Genomic DNA, 17,318 nt, shown 5'->3' with positions numbered 1-17,318 from the left:
CGATCACTTGATGTCGGATGCGACCTGCACCTTCACCATCTTGTCGGGATCGGTGACGGCGCCGCCGGGCGAGCCCGCGGATGCCTTCTTCAGCTTGTCGACCACATCCATGCCCGACACCACCTCGCCGACCACGGTGTATTGCCCGTTCAGGCTCGAGCCGTCGGCGAACATGATGAAGAACTGCGAATTGGCGCTGTCGACGCTGTCGCCGCGCCGGGCCATGCCGACGACGCCGCGCTTGAACGGCACCTGCGAGAACTCCTGCTTCAGATTCGGATATTTCGAGCCGCCGGTGCCGTTGAAATTCTGGCCGTCGCCGGTCTGCGCCATGAAGCCATCCATCACGCGATGGAACGGCACGTTGTTGTAGAAGCCCTCGCGCGCCAGCTGCTTGATGCGCTCGGCATGCTGGGGCGCGATGTCGGTGCGGAGCTTGATGACGATGCGGCCCTTGGTGCTGTCGATCACGATCGCATTGGCCTTGTCGAGATTGGCGGGCAGCGGCTGCGCGACCGCGGGCACGACGCAGAGCAACGCGGCAACGAATGCAAGAATGCGGATCATGGAAACTCCGGATCTCTGTAACGTTCGGGGTGTGGCAGGCCGCCGGGATCAGCCGGCGAACTTGGCCTTCAGGCTAGCGGCGACTGATGACGGCACGAATGCAGAGAAGTCGCCGCCCATCTGGGCGATTTGGCGCACCAGTGTGGCGGTGATCGGGCGGACGCCGACCGACGCCGGAACGAACACGGTATGCACGTCGGGCGCCATGGCCTCGTTCATGCCGGCCAGCTGCATCTCGTAGTCGAGATCGGTGCCGTCGCGCAGGCCGCGAATCATGATGGTGGCACCAAGCTTGCGCGCTGCCGTCACCGTCAGGTTGTCGTAGGTGGTGCAGTCGAAGGCGCAGCCCGCTGCCTGGGCGATCGGGCTGCATACCTCGCGGAGCATGCCGAGCCGCTCCTCGGTCGAGAACAGCGGCTTTTTGCCGGCGTGGATGGCGACGGCGACGACCAGGCGGTCGCATAGGCCGACGGCCTGCCGGACCACATCCAGATGGCCGTTGGTGACGGGATCGAAGGAGCCGGGGTAGAGCGCGATACGGGACATGGTCCCTCCTAACCCGCCCGGCTCTCCCCGGCAAGCCGCCCCGGGTTCCCCCCGTCGAGCGAAAATAAATCCCTGCTCGCCCAGTGAACGAGTCCTGGGATGCCAGCGTCTATGTGGGTGAATGTTTCGTCGGCCGTTGGCGGACGAAACAAAACCGGCCTGCGATGAAACCATTTTCGACCCTGGCGAAGACACCAGGAAACGTGCGGCCGGTAGACATTGGACAACGAAACGACGGGCCCCGGGGGGCTCGTTCATATGGGGACCGTCATGATCAAGGCACTTTCCGCTATCGCTGTTGCCGCGTTCATTGCCGCCGCGCTCACCGTTCTGCCGGGCTTCGCGCCGCAGGTCGAAGCCTCTACCCCGCAGCCGCTGGCCAAGAGCGACCGTCTCGACATCCACCCGGTGGGCAAGGGCTGCTCGCAGCAGGCCTGGCCGAATTTCGAGGCCTCCTGCCTGCGCAGCGCCGGCAGCAAGACGATGGTCCGCGAAGCCCGCCTCGTCACCGCCGACCGTACGCCGTAGAAGAAATTTCCAGGCGAGACGGCTGCTGGTTCGCGCGGAGATCGCGCGCACCAGCAAGTCGTCCAGCCCCGCGTAAAGGTCAGGCTGTCACGCAAATCCCAATGGTAATTTGCGACGTCCCGTCGCAGACTATCGTCTAACGCGCCCGACCGGATGATCCGGCGGGCGCTAGCCATCGGGGGATTGCCGTGACCAGTACGCCCGCCATCGCTTCTTCTGGCCATCCTCCATCAAGCCCGATCCCGGTTGCCGTCACGTTGGGTGCCTTGGGTGTCGTCTATGGCGATATCGGCACCAGCCCCCTCTACGCACTGAAGGAAGCCGCCAAGGCCGCCGCCCATGGCGGGCCCCTCACCCACAGCGCGGTGCTCGGCGTGGTCTCGCTGATCCTGTGGGCGCTGATCCTCATCATTTCAGTCAAATACGCCATGCTGATCCTGCGCGCGGACAACCGCGGCGAAGGCGGCATCGTCGCGCTGCTGGCGCTGCTTTCGGCGCGCAACGCGGCGCCCGGCACCTGGCGCTCCCATCTTCTGGTGGTCGGCCTGATCGGCGCCGCCCTGCTCTATGGCGACGGCGCGATCACGCCGGCAATTTCAGTGCTGTCGGCGATCGAAGGCCTGAAGGTCGACGCGCCCTCACTGACGCCAGCGGTGGTGCCGCTCACCGTGGTGATCCTGATCGGCCTGTTCTTCATGCAGAAGCAGGGCACGGGCTTCATCGGCAAGATCTTCGGGCCGGTGATGCTGTTCTGGTTCGCCGTGCTCGCGGCGCTCGGCATTCATGGCATCGTCAAGGCGCCCGGCGTGCTGGTCGCGCTGAGCCCGTTCTATGCGTTCGATTTCCTGATCCACCAGGATTTTCACGTCAGCTTCGCCATCCTCGGCGCCGCTTTCCTCGCCGTCACCGGCGGCGAGGCGATGTATGCCGACATGGGGCATTTCGGCCGCTTCCCGATCCGGCTCGCCTGGTTCGCGGTCTGCCTGCCCGCACTGGTGCTGAATTATTTCGGCCAGGCCGGCGAACTGATCAACGACCCGAACTCGATCGACAACCCGTTCTTCCAACTTGCCCCGAACTGGGCGCATTACCCGCTCGTGCTGCTCGCGACCCTCGCCACCGTGATCGCCTCGCAGGCCATCATCTCCGGCGTGTTCTCGCTGACCCAGCAGTCGATCCAGCTCGGCTTCCTGCCGCGGATGCACATCCAGCACACCACGAGCGATGCGATCGGACAGATCTACGTGCCGCTGGTGAACTGGCTGCTTGCGGCGGGAACGCTCGGCGCGGTGCTGGCCTTCGGCACCTCGGACGCACTCGCCGGCGCCTACGGCATCGCGGTGTCGCTGCTGATGGCCATCACCACGCTGCTCGCGGCGCTGGTCGCGATCCAGTGGGGCTATTCGCCGATCCTCGTGATCGCGGTGAACGGCTTCTTCTTCATCATCGACGCGATCTTCTTTGCGGCAAACACCGAGAAACTGTTCGAAGGCGGCTGGTTCCCGCTGCTGCTCGCCGCGGCGGTGGCGTTCCTGATGATGACCTGGCGCGGCGGCGTGAAGCTGGTCGAGAAGGCTCGCGCCAAGCTGCGTCAGCCGGAAGAGGATCTGATCGAGACCGCGGTCAACAAATGCAGCGCCCGCCTGCCCGGTACCGCCGTGTTCCTGGCCTCGGCTCCCCGGGGGGTGCCGCTGGCGCTGACTCAATTCGTCAAGCACAACCACGTGCTGCACGAGCGCGTGCTGCTGGTCACCGTGCAGATCGAGGAACTGCCGCGCATCTCCGACGAGGACCGCGCCGAGGTCATGGAGATCAGCCCGGGCATCACCCGCATCATCCTGCACTATGGCTTCATGCAGTATCCGACCATCTATGAAGGGTTGAAGCTCACCTGCCGGCAGGGCAAGCTCCCCGGCATCGACCTCTCCGACGTGACCTATTACATCGGCCGTGAGACCATCATCCCGCGCGAGGACGTTCCGGGCATGTGGGTGTGGCGGGAATCGCTGTTCGCCTTCCTGCAACGCAATGCCGAGCGGTCGGCGGCCTTCTTCGGCGTGCCGACCGGCCAGGTCGTGGAGTTCGGCACGGAGATCGAGATTTAGGAGTGGACGTGCATGAGCAGCTCATTTGGGCCGGCGGCGCAAGCGGCTGGACCAACGCCCCACCAAGGCGGAAATGGTTCCGGCGAAAGCCGAGCGTTCGTCACGTCCGGACACATCAGGGCGTTGCTTGGAATATGCCTCACATGGGGATGCTTTTACATTTTCTGGATCGGACTGAACGACGCGACATTGGATGGAGAACCGTTCGCCTTTCCAGTCACGGGATATGACAATCTTCAGTTCTTCGTCGCCGCACCGCTGGCGCAATCCGTGCTCTATGTGCTAGCGCGCAAAACGTCTTGGCTGCTGAATCTCTATCTTGCGATTTCCGTCGTTTTCTTGGTTTATGCTGGGCTGCACTTGGTCGACGGCTATCGGCTCACGTACTGGCACCAGGGTGACTTGCTGTGCCGGCAAGGATGCGACGACGTCTGGGTTTTCGGTTGGTTGGTTCTGGCGCAAGGCATCATCTTGATGTTCTCGCCATCTGTGTTCAGGGATTTCTCGGGTTTCTGGCAACTGGCAACAAGACTGGGTCTTGCCGCGATGCTGCTATGGTTGGCCTCCACGTCATTCGCCCTGATGTTGTCTATGTAACGTCGCTTCAAGGGCTGATGTGTCGCGCTCGATCAGACCATCGGTGGGATGTGCGGGCATGTCCAACGATCCGCCGCTTCAGCTCAAACCGAGGCTGACAATCTCGATCGAGCAGGCTCAAGCCATCGTCGACCGCGTACCGCTGCATTCCCGCGTGCACGATGTCATCGAACTGCGCGGCGGCGAGATCAGCACGATCCTCGAGATCGTTCTGGCGGACGCGCCCAACTGCATCCTGAAGGTCTACCCGACGCAGCTGCAATGGAAGATGGCGAAGGAGGTCCACGTCCTCGGGCTGCTGCGCGACGTCGCTATTCCCGTTCCCCACATTCTCCTCGCCGACGATACGCATTCGACGATCGACCTCAGCTTCGTGCTGATGAGCAAGCTCGACGGCGTCATGCTCGGCCAGCGCGAGCCGGAGCTGGGCGATCAGGAGCTGTTTGCGATCTACGCCGAGATGGGCGCGGCGCTGCGCAGGATCAACGACGTCACCCTCGATAGCTTCGGCTATATCGGCCCGAACGGCGTCTGGACCCCTCACCCAAGCAACCGCGCCTACATGTCCGCCCAGTTTGAGCGGAAGCTGACAGAATTTTGCACCCGCGGTGGCGACCCGGCGCTGGCCACACGGCTGCGGGCCAGCATTATCGCACGCAACCATTTGCTCGACGCAGCCCAGACGCCGCGCCTGTGCCACTACGATTTCCATGCCGGAAATGTGCTGGTGAACGCCGAAGGAAGCCCGGAGCTTTCCGGCATCGTCGATTTCGAGAACTGCACGGCCGGCGATCCGCTGATGGATATCGCCAAGGCGCTGTACTACTTCACGCCAAACGACGCGCCGAAGCGCGACGGCCTGCTCGCCGGCCACGGCACACGCGACCGGCTGGATTGGGAAGCCACGATCGCGCTCTACCGGCTCGCCTGCACGCTGGAGCTCTGGTGCTGGTTCGCGCAAATCGGAAAGACGGACGTGCTCCCCAGGCTCACCATGGAGCTTGAGAGTTCCACCAATTAGGCGTGTAATTATGCGGGATAAGGCCAAAGTAGAGCTTGCCGGTCACCGCCGACTGCCACCAGAAGCCAACGTCAACACGGCGCGACCTCCCTACCACCCAAGGTTAGATGTACGCGGAGACCTCAATGGCGTCGGAGCCGATATACAAAGTATTCGTGAGCTCTACATTTGCGGACCTCAGGGAGGAACGAGCCGAGGTCCAGAAGGCTCTGCTGAAATTGAATTGCTTGCCGGTAGGAATGGAGCTCTTTCCCGCGGCCGATGATGATACTTGGGAGTTCATCAAGCAGCAGATAGATGACTCAGACTACTACGTTGTGCTGGTTGGCGGCCGATACGGCAGCCTTGCTGCGGACGGAGTTAGCTTCACAGAAAAAGAGTTCAACTATGCGCGTGAACGAGAAATTCCATCGATCGGCTTCATTCACGGCGATCGAGGCGCCATTCCGTTCAGTAAGACCGAAGACAATCAAGAAATGCGCGAGAAGCTCGACGCCTTCATTTCGAAGATCCGGAAGCGACCGGTGCGCACGTTCACAAGCCCTCATCAGCTGGCCGCAGAGGTAACAACCAGCTTTGTAGATCTTAAGCGAACAAAACCGAGAACGGGATTTGTTAGGAGAGATGAGGTGGTCGAATACAAGAAGTATGCGGAACTGCTCGAAAAGGTAGCGTACTTGGAAAAGCAGGTGCTTGACTCAAAGGCAGCAGAGGAGAGGCCGTTTATTGGATACGATGTGACGGTTAAATTTGGGAACCGGATTGAGGTGAGTTGGGGTACGATATTCCTTGCAGTCGCAACGACAATAATGAACTTCTCCGAGGAGAATTTTTTGGTTGCCAACTTCTACAAAGCTCTAAGTCGGTATCAACCCAATACGAAAGAATTCGAAGGCAACAGCCTGGAAGAACGTAGCTTACGTGAGATCGGGGAGACCCTGTTCGCCGCGAATCTCATAGACCGTATAGACGAGGAGCAAATTGACAGTTCTTTGGCGCGGCGCAGCAAAGTGCGGTTCTGGAAGCTTACAGACTACGGGCGACGACAATTCGCCATTCTCCGAAACCCTTTAACCAAAGTCTCTTCGTAGCCACTTGATCGTTACTCGCGATATCACAGTATGCACTTGCGCAAAATTCCCTGCGATTCACCGATCGTTGTTAGAAGAGGTCAACGACGGCGCTGAAGCGCCGTCGAGTTCTCTGTGGCGAAAAACCACATTCGGAGGCGCCTGCTAACCGCCGTTGCCGTTCTCGCTGTTCTCTTCTTCCGGAATGTGCTCGACCGAGACCACGTGCTCGTCCTCGGCGGTGTCGAACACGATCACGCCCTGGGTCGAGCGGCCGGCCACGCGGATGTCGGCCACCGGACAGCGGATCAATTGCCCCTTGTCGGTGACCAGCATGATCTGGTCGGCGTCCTCGACCGGGAACGACGCCACCAGATTGCCGTTGCGATTGTTGACGCTCATCGCGACGATGCCTTTACCGCCGCGGCCGGTGGTGCGGTACTCGTAGGACGAGGTCCGCTTGCCGTAGCCGTTGACGGAAACCGTCAGCACCACCTGCTCGGCCGCCGACAGCTCGGCATAGCGCTCCTGCGACAGCTGGATCGCATCGTTCGCCGTCTCCTCGCCCTCGGTCTCGACCGGCTCTTCGGTCGTGGCCTCGCCGGCCACCGCGCGGCGCATCTTCAAATAGGCGGAACGTTCATCCGAGGTGGTCTCGACATGGCGCAGGATCGCCAGCGAGATCAGCCTGTCGGCCTCGGCGAGCGCAATGCCGCGCACGCCCATCGAGGTGCGGCCGGTGAAGACGCGCACATCGGGGACCGGGAAGCGGATGCACTGCCCGCCGGCGGCGGTCAGCAGCACGTCGTCACGCTCGGTGCAGATCTGCACGTCGACGATCGCCTCGCCCTCACCGAGCTTCATCGCGATGATGCCGGAGCGGCGGACGTCGACGAAGTCGGACAGCTTGTTGCGGCGAACGGTGCCGCTGGTCGTCGCGAACATCACGTCGAGATTGCCCCAGGAGGATTCATCCTCCGGCAGCGGCATGATGGTCGTGATGCGCTCGCCCTGCTCCAGCGGCAGGATGTTGATCAGCGCCTTGCCGCGCGCGTTGGGCGCCGCCATCGGCAGCCGCCAGACCTTCTCCTTGTAGACCTGGCCGCGCGAGGAGAAGAACAGCACCGGTGTGTGGGTGGAGGCCACGAACAGCCGCGCGACGAAATCCTCGTCGCGGGTCTGCATGCCGGCGCGGCCCTTGCCGCCGCGGCGCTGCGCCCGGTAGGTCGAGAGCGGTACGCGCTTGACATAGCCCGCATGCGAGACGGTGACGACCATGTCCTCGCGCTGGATCAGGTCCTCGTCCTCGACCTCGCCTTCCTGCTCGATGATCACGGTCTTGCGCGGCGTCGCGAACTGCTGCTTCACCTCGGCGAGTTCGGTCTTGACGATGCCCTGCACGCGCGCACGCGAGCGCAGGATGTCGAGATAGTCGGCGATCTCGGCCGCGAGCTTGTCGAGCTCATCGGAAATCTCGTCCCGCCCGAGCGCGGTCAGGCGTTGCAGCCGCAGATCGAGGATCGCCCTCGCCTGCTCCATCGACAGCCGGAGCGTGCCGTCGTCATTGATCCGGTGCCGTGGATCGTCGATCAGCGTGATCATCGCCTCGACGTCCCGCGCCGGCCAGTCGCGCGACATCAGCGTGTCGCGCGCCGTGTTCGGATCGGGAGAGGTCCGGATCACCCGGATCATCTCGTCGATATTGGCAACCGCGATGGCGAGGCCGACCAGGATATGGGCGCGGTCGCGCGCCTTGCCGAGCAGGAACTTGGTCCGCCGCGTCACCACCTGTTCGCGGAACGCGACGAAGATGGTGAGCAGATCCTTCAACGTCATCGTCTGCGGACGACCGGAATCCAGCGCCAGCATGTTGGCGGGGAAGTTGGTCTGCAGCGGCGTGAAGCGATAGAGCTGGTTCAGCACGACGTCAGGCACCGCCTCGCGCTTCAGCTCGATCACGACGCGATAGCCGTCGCGGTCGGACTCGTCGCGGAGATCGCCGATGCCCTCGATCTTCTTCTCCTTCACGAGGTCGGCGATGCGCTCGACCATCGTGGCCTTGTTCACCTGGTAGGGAATCTCGGTGATGATGATCGCTTCGCGGTCCTTGCGGATGGTGTCGATCGTCACCTTGCCGCGCATCACGATCGAGCCGCGGCCGAGATGATAGGCGGAGCGGATGCCCTGGCGGCCGAGGATGATGCCGCCGGTCGGGAAATCCGGCCCGGGGATGATGTCGATCAGCTCGTCGATCGAGAGCGCCGGGTTGTCGATCAGCGCCACGCAGGCGTCGACCACCTCGCCGAGATTGTGCGGCGGGATGTTGGTCGCCATGCCGACGGCGATGCCGCCGGCGCCGTTGACCAGGAGGTTCGGGAACCGGGCCGGCAGGACCGACGGCTCCTGCTCGGAATTGTCGTAGTTCGGCTGGAAATCGACGGTTTCCATGTCGATGTCGGCGAGCACGGCGAGCGCCGCCTTGGTCAGCCGCGCTTCGGTATATCGGTAGGCCGCCGGCGGATCGCCGTCGATCGAGCCGAAATTGCCCTGGCCGTCGATCAGCGGCACGCGCAGCGAGAAGTCCTGCGCCATGCGGACCATCGCGTCGTAGATCGACTGGTCGCCATGCGGATGGTACTTACCGATCACGTCACCGACGACACGGGCGGATTTGACGTATTTCTTGTCCGGCGTGTGCCCCTGCTCATGCATCGAATACAGGATGCGCCGGTGCACCGGCTTGAGCCCGTCGCGCGCATCGGGCAGCGCACGCGACACGATCACGCTCATCGCGTAATCGAGGTACGATTTCTTCATCTCGTCGAGAATGGAAACGGGACGAATATCTGAGGGCGCCGGCGGCTCGCCGGGCTTGTCATCTTCGTTATCGGACAAAGGGGAAATCCGGTCAGTTTTACTGGGGAATCATATAGCCCATCGGGGGCCTGATAACCACCCCGACGCGGCTCCGGCTAGCCGTTTTTCCCTTCGTTTTTTCATGGACTTACCAGCCACATTGTAGATTTGCCGCGGGCCGGCTTTGCGCCGCGATCGCAGGCCGGGTGGGAGCCGATGGAGCTGGCCCCACGACGCCCCTCAACCGCGCAATCAGTTGCCGAAAATCACGGCGTGCATGATCCGCCCGGGCATCAAGGTGAACAGCCCGGCGATGAGCAGCGCGCCGAAGAAGATGCCGATCATCGTGAACTTGTGGCTGCGGACATTGTGGCTGCGCGCAGCCGTCACGCCGACCACCAGCATGACCAGCGAGAAGACCGACAGCAGATGGATTGGGCTCCACGGCCCGAGCAGCCGGATCTGATGGATCCAGAACGAGCTGCCTGCGACCACCAGCATCAGGATCACCCAGATCCAGCCCAGCGTCCGGTGCGGCAGCGTGCCCTTCGGCGCGGCGAGCTGGATCGAGCCGAGCACGAAGGCGGCCATCGCAGCGAAGGCATGGAGCGGGATCGCAGGCGCGGCGTCGAGCAGTGGCGCGAGGCTCATGGTGACGGCCTTTGCATTGAACTCGCGGCCAGTCATCGTCCGCCGCCAGCCAATGTAAATATCATTCACATCGACCTGTGTCAAAGTCGCGGGAACTTGCGCCAGCCAGCCCCAAAAACCTAATACTAGGCTTGCAGCTCGGACGTTATCCTCATAATCCACATGAGGATAATTGCACCACGCATCTCACCGCCGCCCCGCGAAATGAATCTTCACGGAGCGGTTCGTATGAGCCCGGGAATGCGACGTTCGATCAGAACGGGATGTCGTCGTCCATGTCGCTGTTGCGGCTGCCGCCGCCGGCGGCCACTGCGCGGCGCGGCGCCGAGCTGACCGGACCGGACGAGCCGAAATCGCTGCCACCGTCGTCCGAGAAGCTGCCGCCACCGCCGCCCCGCCCGTCGAGCATGGTCAGGTTGGAGTTGAAGCCCTGCAGCACGACCTCGGTCGAGTACTTCTCGACGCCGGACTGGTCGGTCCATTTGCGGGTCTGCAACTGGCCCTCGATGTACACCTTGGCGCCCTTCTTCAGATACTGCTCGGCGACCTTGCAGAGGCCCTCGTTGAAGATCACGACGCGGTGCCACTCGGTCTTTTCCTTGCGCTCGCCGGTGCCCTTGTCGCGCCAGGTCTCCGAGGTGGCGATGGACAGATTGGCGATCGGACGGCCGTCCTGGGTCCGCCGGATTTCCGGATCCTTGCCGAGGTTTCCGACCAGGATCACCTTGTTCACGCTTCCTGCCATCGCATCATCTCCACTTAAAAACCGGGCGTCCGGACATCGGCCGCCACTCTCAACCTTCGCCACTTACATCGCAGGCGTCGTGGATGACCCTATACGCCGGCGCCGGCTCGCCGCCTTTGCCCGCGCGCGGTTATCCACGACTATCGAGGATATAGCACTGCAGCCGACAATGTTCCAGTTTTGTTCGCCACAACCAGCCGTAGAGGCGACCAGGGCGATAGAACGGCCGGACGATTTCGATCGCGGCGGCCCGCCGGCTCATCCACGCTAGAAAAAATTCAGTAAATCAATGACTTGCACTAGCCACACTTCTTCCGCAAGTGTGGCTTTTGGGAGACGGCGTTTCCGGTTGAATCAGCGTATAGATGTCCACCATCAGATGGGCGCTCGCGTCTGAGATCGGCTTTGGGACCCTTTTGGAAGCCGATCGGCTGGGAGTTTTGAAATGAAGAAGTTTTTGCTCGGTACGGTTGCCCTGATTGCGTTCGCAGCGCCCGCTGCGGCGGCCGACCTCGCGGCACGCCCCTACACCAAGGCGCCGCCGATAATTGCTGCGATCTATGACTGGAGTGGCTTCTACATCGGCGCCAACGGCGGCTGGGGCTCGAGCCACAATTGCTGGAGCCAGGTCCCGGGTGGACTGCTCCTCGGATCGGATGGTTGCCATGACGCGACCGGCGGCGTTGCCGGTGGCCAGATCGGCTATCGCTGGCAGTCCGGCGCCTGGGTGTTCGGCCTCGAAGCGCAGGGCGACTGGGCTGACCTGAAGGGCAGCAACAACAGCGCGATCTTCCCGGGCCTCTTCACCAACCAGACCAAGATCGACGCGTTCGGCCTGTTCACCGGCCAGGTCGGCTACGCCGTCAACAACGTGCTGCTGTACGCCAAGGGTGGTGCGGCGCTGACCGACAATCGTTACAGGACCTTCTTCACGCCGACCGGCGTGCTCGCCGGCAGCGCCAGCGACACCCGCTGGGGCGGCACCATCGGCGCCGGCATCGAAGTCGGCTTCGCGCCGAACTGGACCGCTGGTGTCGAATACGACCACCTGTTCATGCAGGACAAGACCTACAACCTCACCACCCCGACCGGCGCGCTGTTCAGCAGCATCCGCGACCGCCAGGACGTCGACCTCGTCACCGTCCGCGTGAACTACAAGTGGGGTGGCCCGGTGGTCGCGCGCTACTGATCGCGCGATCCGGTTCGATCGAGACCAAAGGCCGGCTTCGCGCCGGCCTTTTTGTTTGGCGGGTCGGCCGGCTCGCGCGAGCGGCCAGTCGCACACAACCACGAATCAAACGTGGTTAAATCTTAATAAATCGTGCAATATCCAATAAAATCAAAATGTTATCAGTGTGGCCGGAGCGCTACGCTGGCTTGCAACCTGTGCTGGTAGCCTTGTCCCGTCATTGATCGATTCGAAACGGGATGGATTCCATGAAGCAGCTTTGCGTTGCCGCGGCCGGCCTTGCCGCGCTGAGCGTTTCGTCCGTATCGGCGGCTGACCTCGCCGCGCACGCCCCCGCACCGGCGCCGGTCGTCGCGCCTGCGACCAGCTGGAGCGGCTTCTATCTCGGCGCCCAGGGCGGCGGCGGCTGGGGCACCAGCAACGAGACTTACCTTGGCGCACCGAACGATGCGGCGTTCATCGGCACGCAGAGCTACAACACCAGCGGCGGCTTTGTCGGCGGCGTGGTCGGTTACAATTTTCAGACCGGCCCCGTCGTGTTCGGGATCGAGGGCGACTACCACTGGGCCGCCGTCACCGGCCGCTCCGACGTGATCAATGTCGGACCGCCCAGTGTGCTCGACACCTACTACACCGAGCTGCGCAGCTTCGGCGACATCAAGGGCCGGCTCGGCTACGCCGACGGCGCCACGTTGTGGTTCGTGAGCGGCGGCGCCGCGGTCGGCGACATCCTGCACCGCTACAATGCCGGGCTCGCGCCGCCCTCGGCCTCGGCCAGCGACACGCGCTGGGGCTGGACCGCCGGCGCCGGCGTCGAATACATGTTCGCTGCCAATTGGTCGGCCAAGCTCGAATACAACTACATCGATCTCGGCAAGGTCGCGCCGATCCAGTACACGCCGGCACTGAACGATCGCTCGGAGTGGAAGGACAGTTTCCACACCGTCAAGCTCGGCATCAATTACCACTTCAACGCACCGAGCAGTCCGGTGGTGTCAGCGAAGTACTGAGCGACCTGCGGCCGCGCGCCGCAGCCGTGCAGCGAACGACAGGAGCCGGCCTTGCGCCGGGCTCTTTCGTTGCGGGCAAGCGCACGGCTCGCGTGGGCCGTTTTCCGTGCATTGTGGTTTCACGGATACACAACTTCCAAGATTTCTAGGTAGAAACACATGAACGTCACGCGACACCGCGTTGGCGTTTCCCTTCAATGTTTGAAGGGACAACAAGAAAATGGGACTGGGACTTTGAAAATCAGGAATGTTCTGCTGGCCTCGGCCGGCATGTTTGCCCTCAGCGCAATTGCACCGGCGATGGCCGCCGACATGGCGGCTCGCGCGCCCTACGTGAAGGCTCCGCCGCCGGTCGCGTTCACCAACTGGACCGGCTTCTACATCGGCGGCTTCGGTGGCTACGCCAGCGAGAATTCGGGCAACCCGAAGATGGAAGGCGGCTTCGGCGGCGGCACCATCGGCTACAACTGGCAGGCCGGCAACATCGTGTACGGCCTCGAGGCCGACGGCGCATGGGCTGACGTCAACGCCTCCGCCACTGCGCTCGGCATCACGGCGACGAGCAAGATCGACGCGCTCGGCACCGCGCGCGGCCGCATCGGCTTCGCGGTCGACAAGGTGCTGTTCTACGGCACCGGCGGCTACGCCTGGGTCGACAACAAGCTCTCCCTCAGCGCGGGCGGCGTCAGCGTCTCGCAGAGCAACTTCCACTCGGGCTGGACCGTCGGTGCCGGCATCGAGGCGTTCATCGCGCCGCAGTGGTCGATCAAGGGCGAATACCTGTATCGCAGCCTGGGCGGTGAGACCTACTTCGGCGTGCGGTCGGCCGACATCAACCTGCACACCGTCCAGTTCGGCGTGAACTATCACTTCGGCGGCCCGATCGTCGCGAAGTACTAAAGCCTGATGAGATTAAGTTGAGCTGGAACGGCATCGAAAGTTCACCTCTCCCTTGGGAGAGGTGATTTGCGGAGCAAATCGGGTGAGGGGTTGCGGTCTATCGAGAGAGCAAGAGCCCTCACCCGGATTGCTGCGCAATCCGACCTCTCCCCACCAGGGAGAGGTGAAGCAAGACCGCGCCAAGCCGATTCAACCAAAACTCATCTCGCTTTAAGCGAAAGACAGCCCCCCAAGGTCTCGGAAAGGCCGGCCTCGCGCCGGCCTTTTTTTCGTCAAAGCATTTTCGAGCGAAGCCTGTCCCGGAACTTGATCCGGGATGGATGCCGGTTCGCGCCAGGAAAACGCGTCAAAACGGAAATCTGGAACCGATCCTGCTGACGGCTGCTGCCATCGGCTAAACTATCCGTTGATGGACGCCATTCAGCACTGGAAATTGTCGGCCGTTCTACCTACGTTCCAGTCTTCACACACCCCATCGGCGCAAGCTCCCGGCATCACCGGCGATGCGCGCCCAAAAGGCGCCCGATCATGCGCCCGGAACCGTCGCAATGGATGAAGTGCTCAAGGCGAAGCGCCAAAACAACGCCGGCTCCTCATCGCGCGCCATCACGATCCGCGGCGCGCGCGAACACAATCTGAAGAACATCGACGTCGAGATTCCGCGCGACAAGCTCGTGGTGTTCACCGGCCTGTCCGGCTCCGGCAAGTCGTCGCTCGCGTTCGACACCATCTATGCCGAGGGCCAGCGCCGCTACGTCGAGTCGCTGTCGGCCTATGCGCGGCAATTTCTGGAGATGATGCAGAAGCCTGATGTCGACCAGATCGACGGCCTGTCGCCGGCGATCTCGATCGAGCAGAAGACGACCTCGAAGAACCCGCGCTCCACCGTCGGCACCGTCACCGAGATCTACGACTACATGCGCTTGTTGTGGGCGCGGGTCGGCGTGCCCTATTCGCCGGCGACGGGATTGCCGATCGAGAGCCAGATCGTCTCGCAGATGGTCGACCGCGTGCTGGCGCTGCCCGAAGGCACCCGCCTCTATCTGCTGGCGCCGGTCGTGCGCGGCCGCAAGGGCGAGTACAAGAAGGAGCTCGCCGAATACCTCAAGAAGGGCTTTCAGCGCGTCAAGATCGACGGCACCTTCCATGAGCTGTCGGAGGCCCCTAGCCTCGACAAGAAATTCCCGCACGACATCGACGTGGTGGTCGACCGCATCGTGGTGCGCCCCGACCTGGCCCAGCGCCTCGCTGAAAGTTTCGAGACCGCGCTGAAGCTCGCCGATGGCCTCGCGGTGATCGAATACGCCGACACGCCGGCGGCGGCTGCCGGCGAGAAGGAAGACAAGAAGAAGACCGCAAAAATCCACGACAAGAGCGGCCCCGAGCGCATCCTGTTCTCCGAAAAGTTCGCCTGCCCGGTGTCCGGCTTCACGATCCCCGAGATCGAGCCGCGCCTGTTCTCGTTCAACAATCCCTACGGCGCCTGTCCGGCCTGCGGCGGCCTCGGCGTCGAGCAGCATATCGACGAGGACCTGGTCATCCCGGACAAGGAGCTGACCCTGCGCAAGGGCGCGATCGCGCCATGGGCAAAATCGTCCTCGCCCTATTACATCCAGACCCTGACCGCGCTCGGCAAGCACTACAAGTTCACGCTCGACACCAAGTGGAAGGATCTGCCGAAGAAGGTGCAGGCCGCGCTGCTGCACGGCTCCGGCGACGACGAGATCAAGTTCTCCTATGAGGACGGCGTGCGCTCCTACGACACCAAGAAACCGTTCGAGGGCGTCGTCACCAACATCAACCGCCGCTACCGCGAGACCGAGAGCGAGTGGGCGCGCGAGGAGCTCGGCAAGTATTTCTCCGACGTGCCCTGCGAAGGCTGCCACGGCTATCGCCTGAAGCCGGAGGCGCTGTGCGTCAAGATCGGCGGCAAGCATATCGGCGAGATCTCCGAGCTCTCGGTCAAGCGCGCCGGCGAATGGTTCGAGACGGTGCCGGAGGCGCTGAACGCGCAGCAGAACGAGATCGCGGCGCGCATCCTCAAGGAGATCCGCGAGCGCCTGACCTTCCTGCTCGACGTCGGCCTGAACTACCTGACGCTGTCGCGCTCCTCCGGTACGCTGTCCGGCGGCGAGAGCCAGCGCATCCGCCTCGCCTCGCAGATCGGCTCGGGACTGACCGGCGTGCTCTACGTGCTGGACGAGCCGTCGATCGGCCTGCACCAGCGCGACAATGCCCGGCTGCTCGATACCCTGAAGCGGCTGCGCGACCTCGGCAACACCGTGGTCGTGGTCGAGCATGACGAGGACGCCATTCGCTTGGCGGATTACGTGCTCGATATCGGCCCCGGCGCCGGCATGCATGGCGGCAACATCGTCGCGGAAGGCACGCCCGACCAGATCATGCGCAACCCGAAATCGCTGACCGGCAAGTACCTCACCGGTGAGCTTTCGGTGCCGGTGCCCGACCGGCGGCCGCCGAACCATCGCCGCACCATCAAGGTGATCAACGCCCGCGGCAACAATCTGAAGAACGTCTCGGCCGAGATTCCGCTCGGCCTGTTCACCTGCGTCACCGGCGTCTCCGGCGGCGGCAAGTCGACCTTGCTGATCGACACGCTCTACAAGTCGATCGCGCGCAAGCTGAACAATGCCAGCGAGGGCGCCGCGCCGCACGACCGCATCGAGGGCCTCGAGCACATCGACAAGATCATCGACATCGACCAGTCGCCGATCGGCCGCACCCCGCGCTCCAACCCCGCGACCTATACCGGCGCCTTCACGCCGATCCGCGAATGGTTCGCCGGCCTGCCGGAAGCGAAGGCGCGCGGCTACGAGCCCGGGCGCTTCTCGTTCAACGTCAAGGGCGGCCGCTGCGAGGCCTGCCAGGGCGACGGCGTCATCAAGATCGAGATGCACTTCCTGCCCGACGTCTACGTCACCTGCGACACCTGCAAGGGCAAGCGCTACAACCGCGAAACGCTGGAAGTGCTGTTCAAGGGCAAGAGCATCGCCGACGTGCTCGACATGACCGTCGAGGAAGCCGCCGAGTTCTTCAAGGCGGTGCCGCGCGTGCGCGAGACCTTCCAGACCCTGCACCGCGTCGGTCTCGACTACATCCATGTCGGCCAGCAAGCCACGACGCTGTCCGGTGGCGAAGCCCAGCGCGTCAAGCTAGCCAAGGAATTGTCGAAGCGCGCCACCGGCCGCACGCTCTACATCCTGGACGAGCCGACCACCGGCCTGCACTTCCACGACGTCGCAAAGCTGCTCGAGGTGCTGCACGAGCTGGTCGCCCAGGGCAACACGGTTGTCGTGATCGAGCACAATCTCGAAGTCATCAAGACCGCCGACTGGGTGATCGACCTCGGCCCCGAAGGCGGCGACGGCGGCGGCGAGATCGTCGCCTGGGGCCCGCCGGAGGACATCGTCAAGGCGCCGAGGAGCTACACCGGCAAGTTCCTGGCGCCGGTGCTAAAGAAGGCGAACAGCAAGCCGCGGAAGAGTTCAGCGAGCGAGGCGGCGGAGTAGCCG

14 protein-coding genes are annotated in these 17,318 nt (G+C 63.2%); 9 read left to right on the top strand and 5 right to left on the bottom strand.

All coding sequences use genetic code 11. The annotated features are described in order from the left end of the window. Positions 1-3 precede the first annotated feature (3 nt). Entirely contained in the window at positions 4-567 is a 564-nt protein-coding gene (locus tag JQ507_16015; protein QRI72874.1) for a peptidylprolyl isomerase, read from the bottom strand. A gap of 48 nt (positions 568-615) precedes the next feature. Then, positions 616-1,113 (bottom strand): pantetheine-phosphate adenylyltransferase, encoded by a 498-nt coding sequence (gene coaD, locus JQ507_16010; GenBank protein ID QRI72873.1) that lies wholly within the window; start codon positions 1,111-1,113, stop codon positions 616-618. 270 nt (positions 1,114-1,383) lie between these two features. Between coaD and JQ507_16005 the strand changes: the two genes are divergently transcribed. The 5 genes from JQ507_16005 (at position 1,384) to JQ507_15985 (ending at position 6,455) form a co-directional block, all read left to right on the top strand. Then, positions 1,384-1,641, top strand: a complete 258-nt coding sequence (locus JQ507_16005) for a hypothetical protein (GenBank protein ID QRI72872.1) — start codon at positions 1,384-1,386, stop codon at positions 1,639-1,641. 206 nt (positions 1,642-1,847) lie between these two features. Beyond that, a complete protein-coding gene (locus JQ507_16000) occupies positions 1,848-3,746 on the top strand; it encodes a KUP/HAK/KT family potassium transporter (GenBank protein ID QRI73359.1) in 1,899 nt (632 codons plus the stop codon). Positions 3,747-3,758: 12 nt separating this feature from the next. After that, positions 3,759-4,343 carry a hypothetical protein gene (locus JQ507_15995; protein QRI72871.1) on the top strand — a complete coding sequence of 195 codons (585 nt, stop codon included), beginning with the start codon at positions 3,759-3,761 and terminating at the stop codon, positions 4,341-4,343. A gap of 58 nt (positions 4,344-4,401) precedes the next feature. Further along, positions 4,402-5,364: a phosphotransferase gene (locus JQ507_15990; protein QRI72870.1), complete on the top strand. Its 963-nt coding sequence runs from the start codon at positions 4,402-4,404 to the stop codon at positions 5,362-5,364. Positions 5,365-5,489: 125 nt separating this feature from the next. Then, complete coding sequence (locus JQ507_15985; GenBank protein QRI72869.1) at positions 5,490-6,455, top strand: DUF4062 domain-containing protein; 966 nt, start codon at positions 5,490-5,492, stop codon at positions 6,453-6,455. Between the two features lie 144 nt (positions 6,456-6,599). On the opposite strand, the gene gyrA is transcribed toward JQ507_15985, so the two are convergent. From gyrA to JQ507_15970, 3 genes are all read right to left on the bottom strand, one after another. Next, positions 6,600-9,329 carry a DNA gyrase subunit A gene (gene gyrA / locus JQ507_15980; GenBank protein ID QRI72868.1) on the bottom strand — a complete coding sequence of 910 codons (2,730 nt, stop codon included), beginning with the start codon at positions 9,327-9,329 and terminating at the stop codon, positions 6,600-6,602. Positions 9,330-9,542: 213 nt separating this feature from the next. After that, positions 9,543-9,941: a DUF2306 domain-containing protein gene (locus tag JQ507_15975; protein ID QRI73358.1), complete on the bottom strand. Its 399-nt coding sequence runs from the start codon at positions 9,939-9,941 to the stop codon at positions 9,543-9,545. A 253-nt stretch (positions 9,942-10,194) separates the two neighbouring features. Beyond that, a complete protein-coding gene (locus JQ507_15970) occupies positions 10,195-10,686 on the bottom strand; it encodes a single-stranded DNA-binding protein (GenBank protein QRI72867.1) in 492 nt (163 codons plus the stop codon). 445 nt (positions 10,687-11,131) lie between these two features. Here JQ507_15970 and JQ507_15965 point away from each other — a divergent pair, with 445 nt between their 5' ends. The 4 genes from JQ507_15965 (at position 11,132) to uvrA (ending at position 17,315) form a co-directional block, all read left to right on the top strand. After that, positions 11,132-11,875, top strand: coding sequence for a porin family protein (locus tag JQ507_15965; GenBank protein QRI72866.1), 744 nt, complete (start codon positions 11,132-11,134; stop codon positions 11,873-11,875). A 248-nt stretch (positions 11,876-12,123) separates the two neighbouring features. Continuing rightward, complete coding sequence (locus tag JQ507_15960; GenBank protein ID QRI72865.1) at positions 12,124-12,885, top strand: porin family protein; 762 nt, start codon at positions 12,124-12,126, stop codon at positions 12,883-12,885. 240 nt (positions 12,886-13,125) lie between these two features. Next, entirely contained in the window at positions 13,126-13,785 is a 660-nt protein-coding gene (locus tag JQ507_15955) for a porin family protein (GenBank protein QRI73357.1), read from the top strand. Between the two features lie 548 nt (positions 13,786-14,333). Beyond that, positions 14,334-17,315, top strand: a complete 2,982-nt coding sequence (gene uvrA / locus JQ507_15950; GenBank protein ID QRI72864.1) for an excinuclease ABC subunit UvrA — start codon at positions 14,334-14,336, stop codon at positions 17,313-17,315. Positions 17,316-17,318: the final 3 nt, after the last annotated feature.

The organism is Bradyrhizobium sp. PSBB068 (assembly GCA_016839165.1).
Classification (GTDB): domain Bacteria; phylum Pseudomonadota; class Alphaproteobacteria; order Rhizobiales; family Xanthobacteraceae; genus Bradyrhizobium.
The sequence above is the reverse complement of the archived record's forward strand: the minus strand, read 5'-3'. Positions and strand labels throughout refer to the sequence as shown.

What these genes read in the sequence shown, in the direction of transcription:
- JQ507_15985 (QRI72869.1), top strand. Translation starts at nt 5,490, where the DNA reads ATGGCGTCGGAGCCGATATACAAAGTATTCGTGAGCTCTACATTTGCG.
- JQ507_15995 (QRI72871.1), top strand. Translation starts at nt 3,759, where the DNA reads ATGAGCAGCTCATTTGGGCCGGCGGCGCAAGCGGCTGGACCAACGCCC.
- JQ507_15960 (QRI72865.1), top strand. Translation starts at nt 12,124, where the DNA reads ATGAAGCAGCTTTGCGTTGCCGCGGCCGGCCTTGCCGCGCTGAGCGTT.
- JQ507_16015 (QRI72874.1), bottom strand. Translation starts at nt 567, where the DNA reads ATGATCCGCATTCTTGCATTCGTTGCCGCGTTGCTCTGCGTCGTGCCC.
- JQ507_16005 (QRI72872.1), top strand. Translation starts at nt 1,384, where the DNA reads ATGATCAAGGCACTTTCCGCTATCGCTGTTGCCGCGTTCATTGCCGCC.
- JQ507_15970 (QRI72867.1), bottom strand. Translation starts at nt 10,686, where the DNA reads ATGGCAGGAAGCGTGAACAAGGTGATCCTGGTCGGAAACCTCGGCAAG.
- JQ507_15965 (QRI72866.1), top strand. Translation starts at nt 11,132, where the DNA reads ATGAAGAAGTTTTTGCTCGGTACGGTTGCCCTGATTGCGTTCGCAGCG.
- uvrA (QRI72864.1), top strand. Translation starts at nt 14,334, where the DNA reads ATGGATGAAGTGCTCAAGGCGAAGCGCCAAAACAACGCCGGCTCCTCA.
- JQ507_15990 (QRI72870.1), top strand. Translation starts at nt 4,402, where the DNA reads ATGTCCAACGATCCGCCGCTTCAGCTCAAACCGAGGCTGACAATCTCG.
- JQ507_15975 (QRI73358.1), bottom strand. Translation starts at nt 9,941, where the DNA reads ATGAGCCTCGCGCCACTGCTCGACGCCGCGCCTGCGATCCCGCTCCAT.
- coaD (QRI72873.1), bottom strand. Translation starts at nt 1,113, where the DNA reads ATGTCCCGTATCGCGCTCTACCCCGGCTCCTTCGATCCCGTCACCAAC.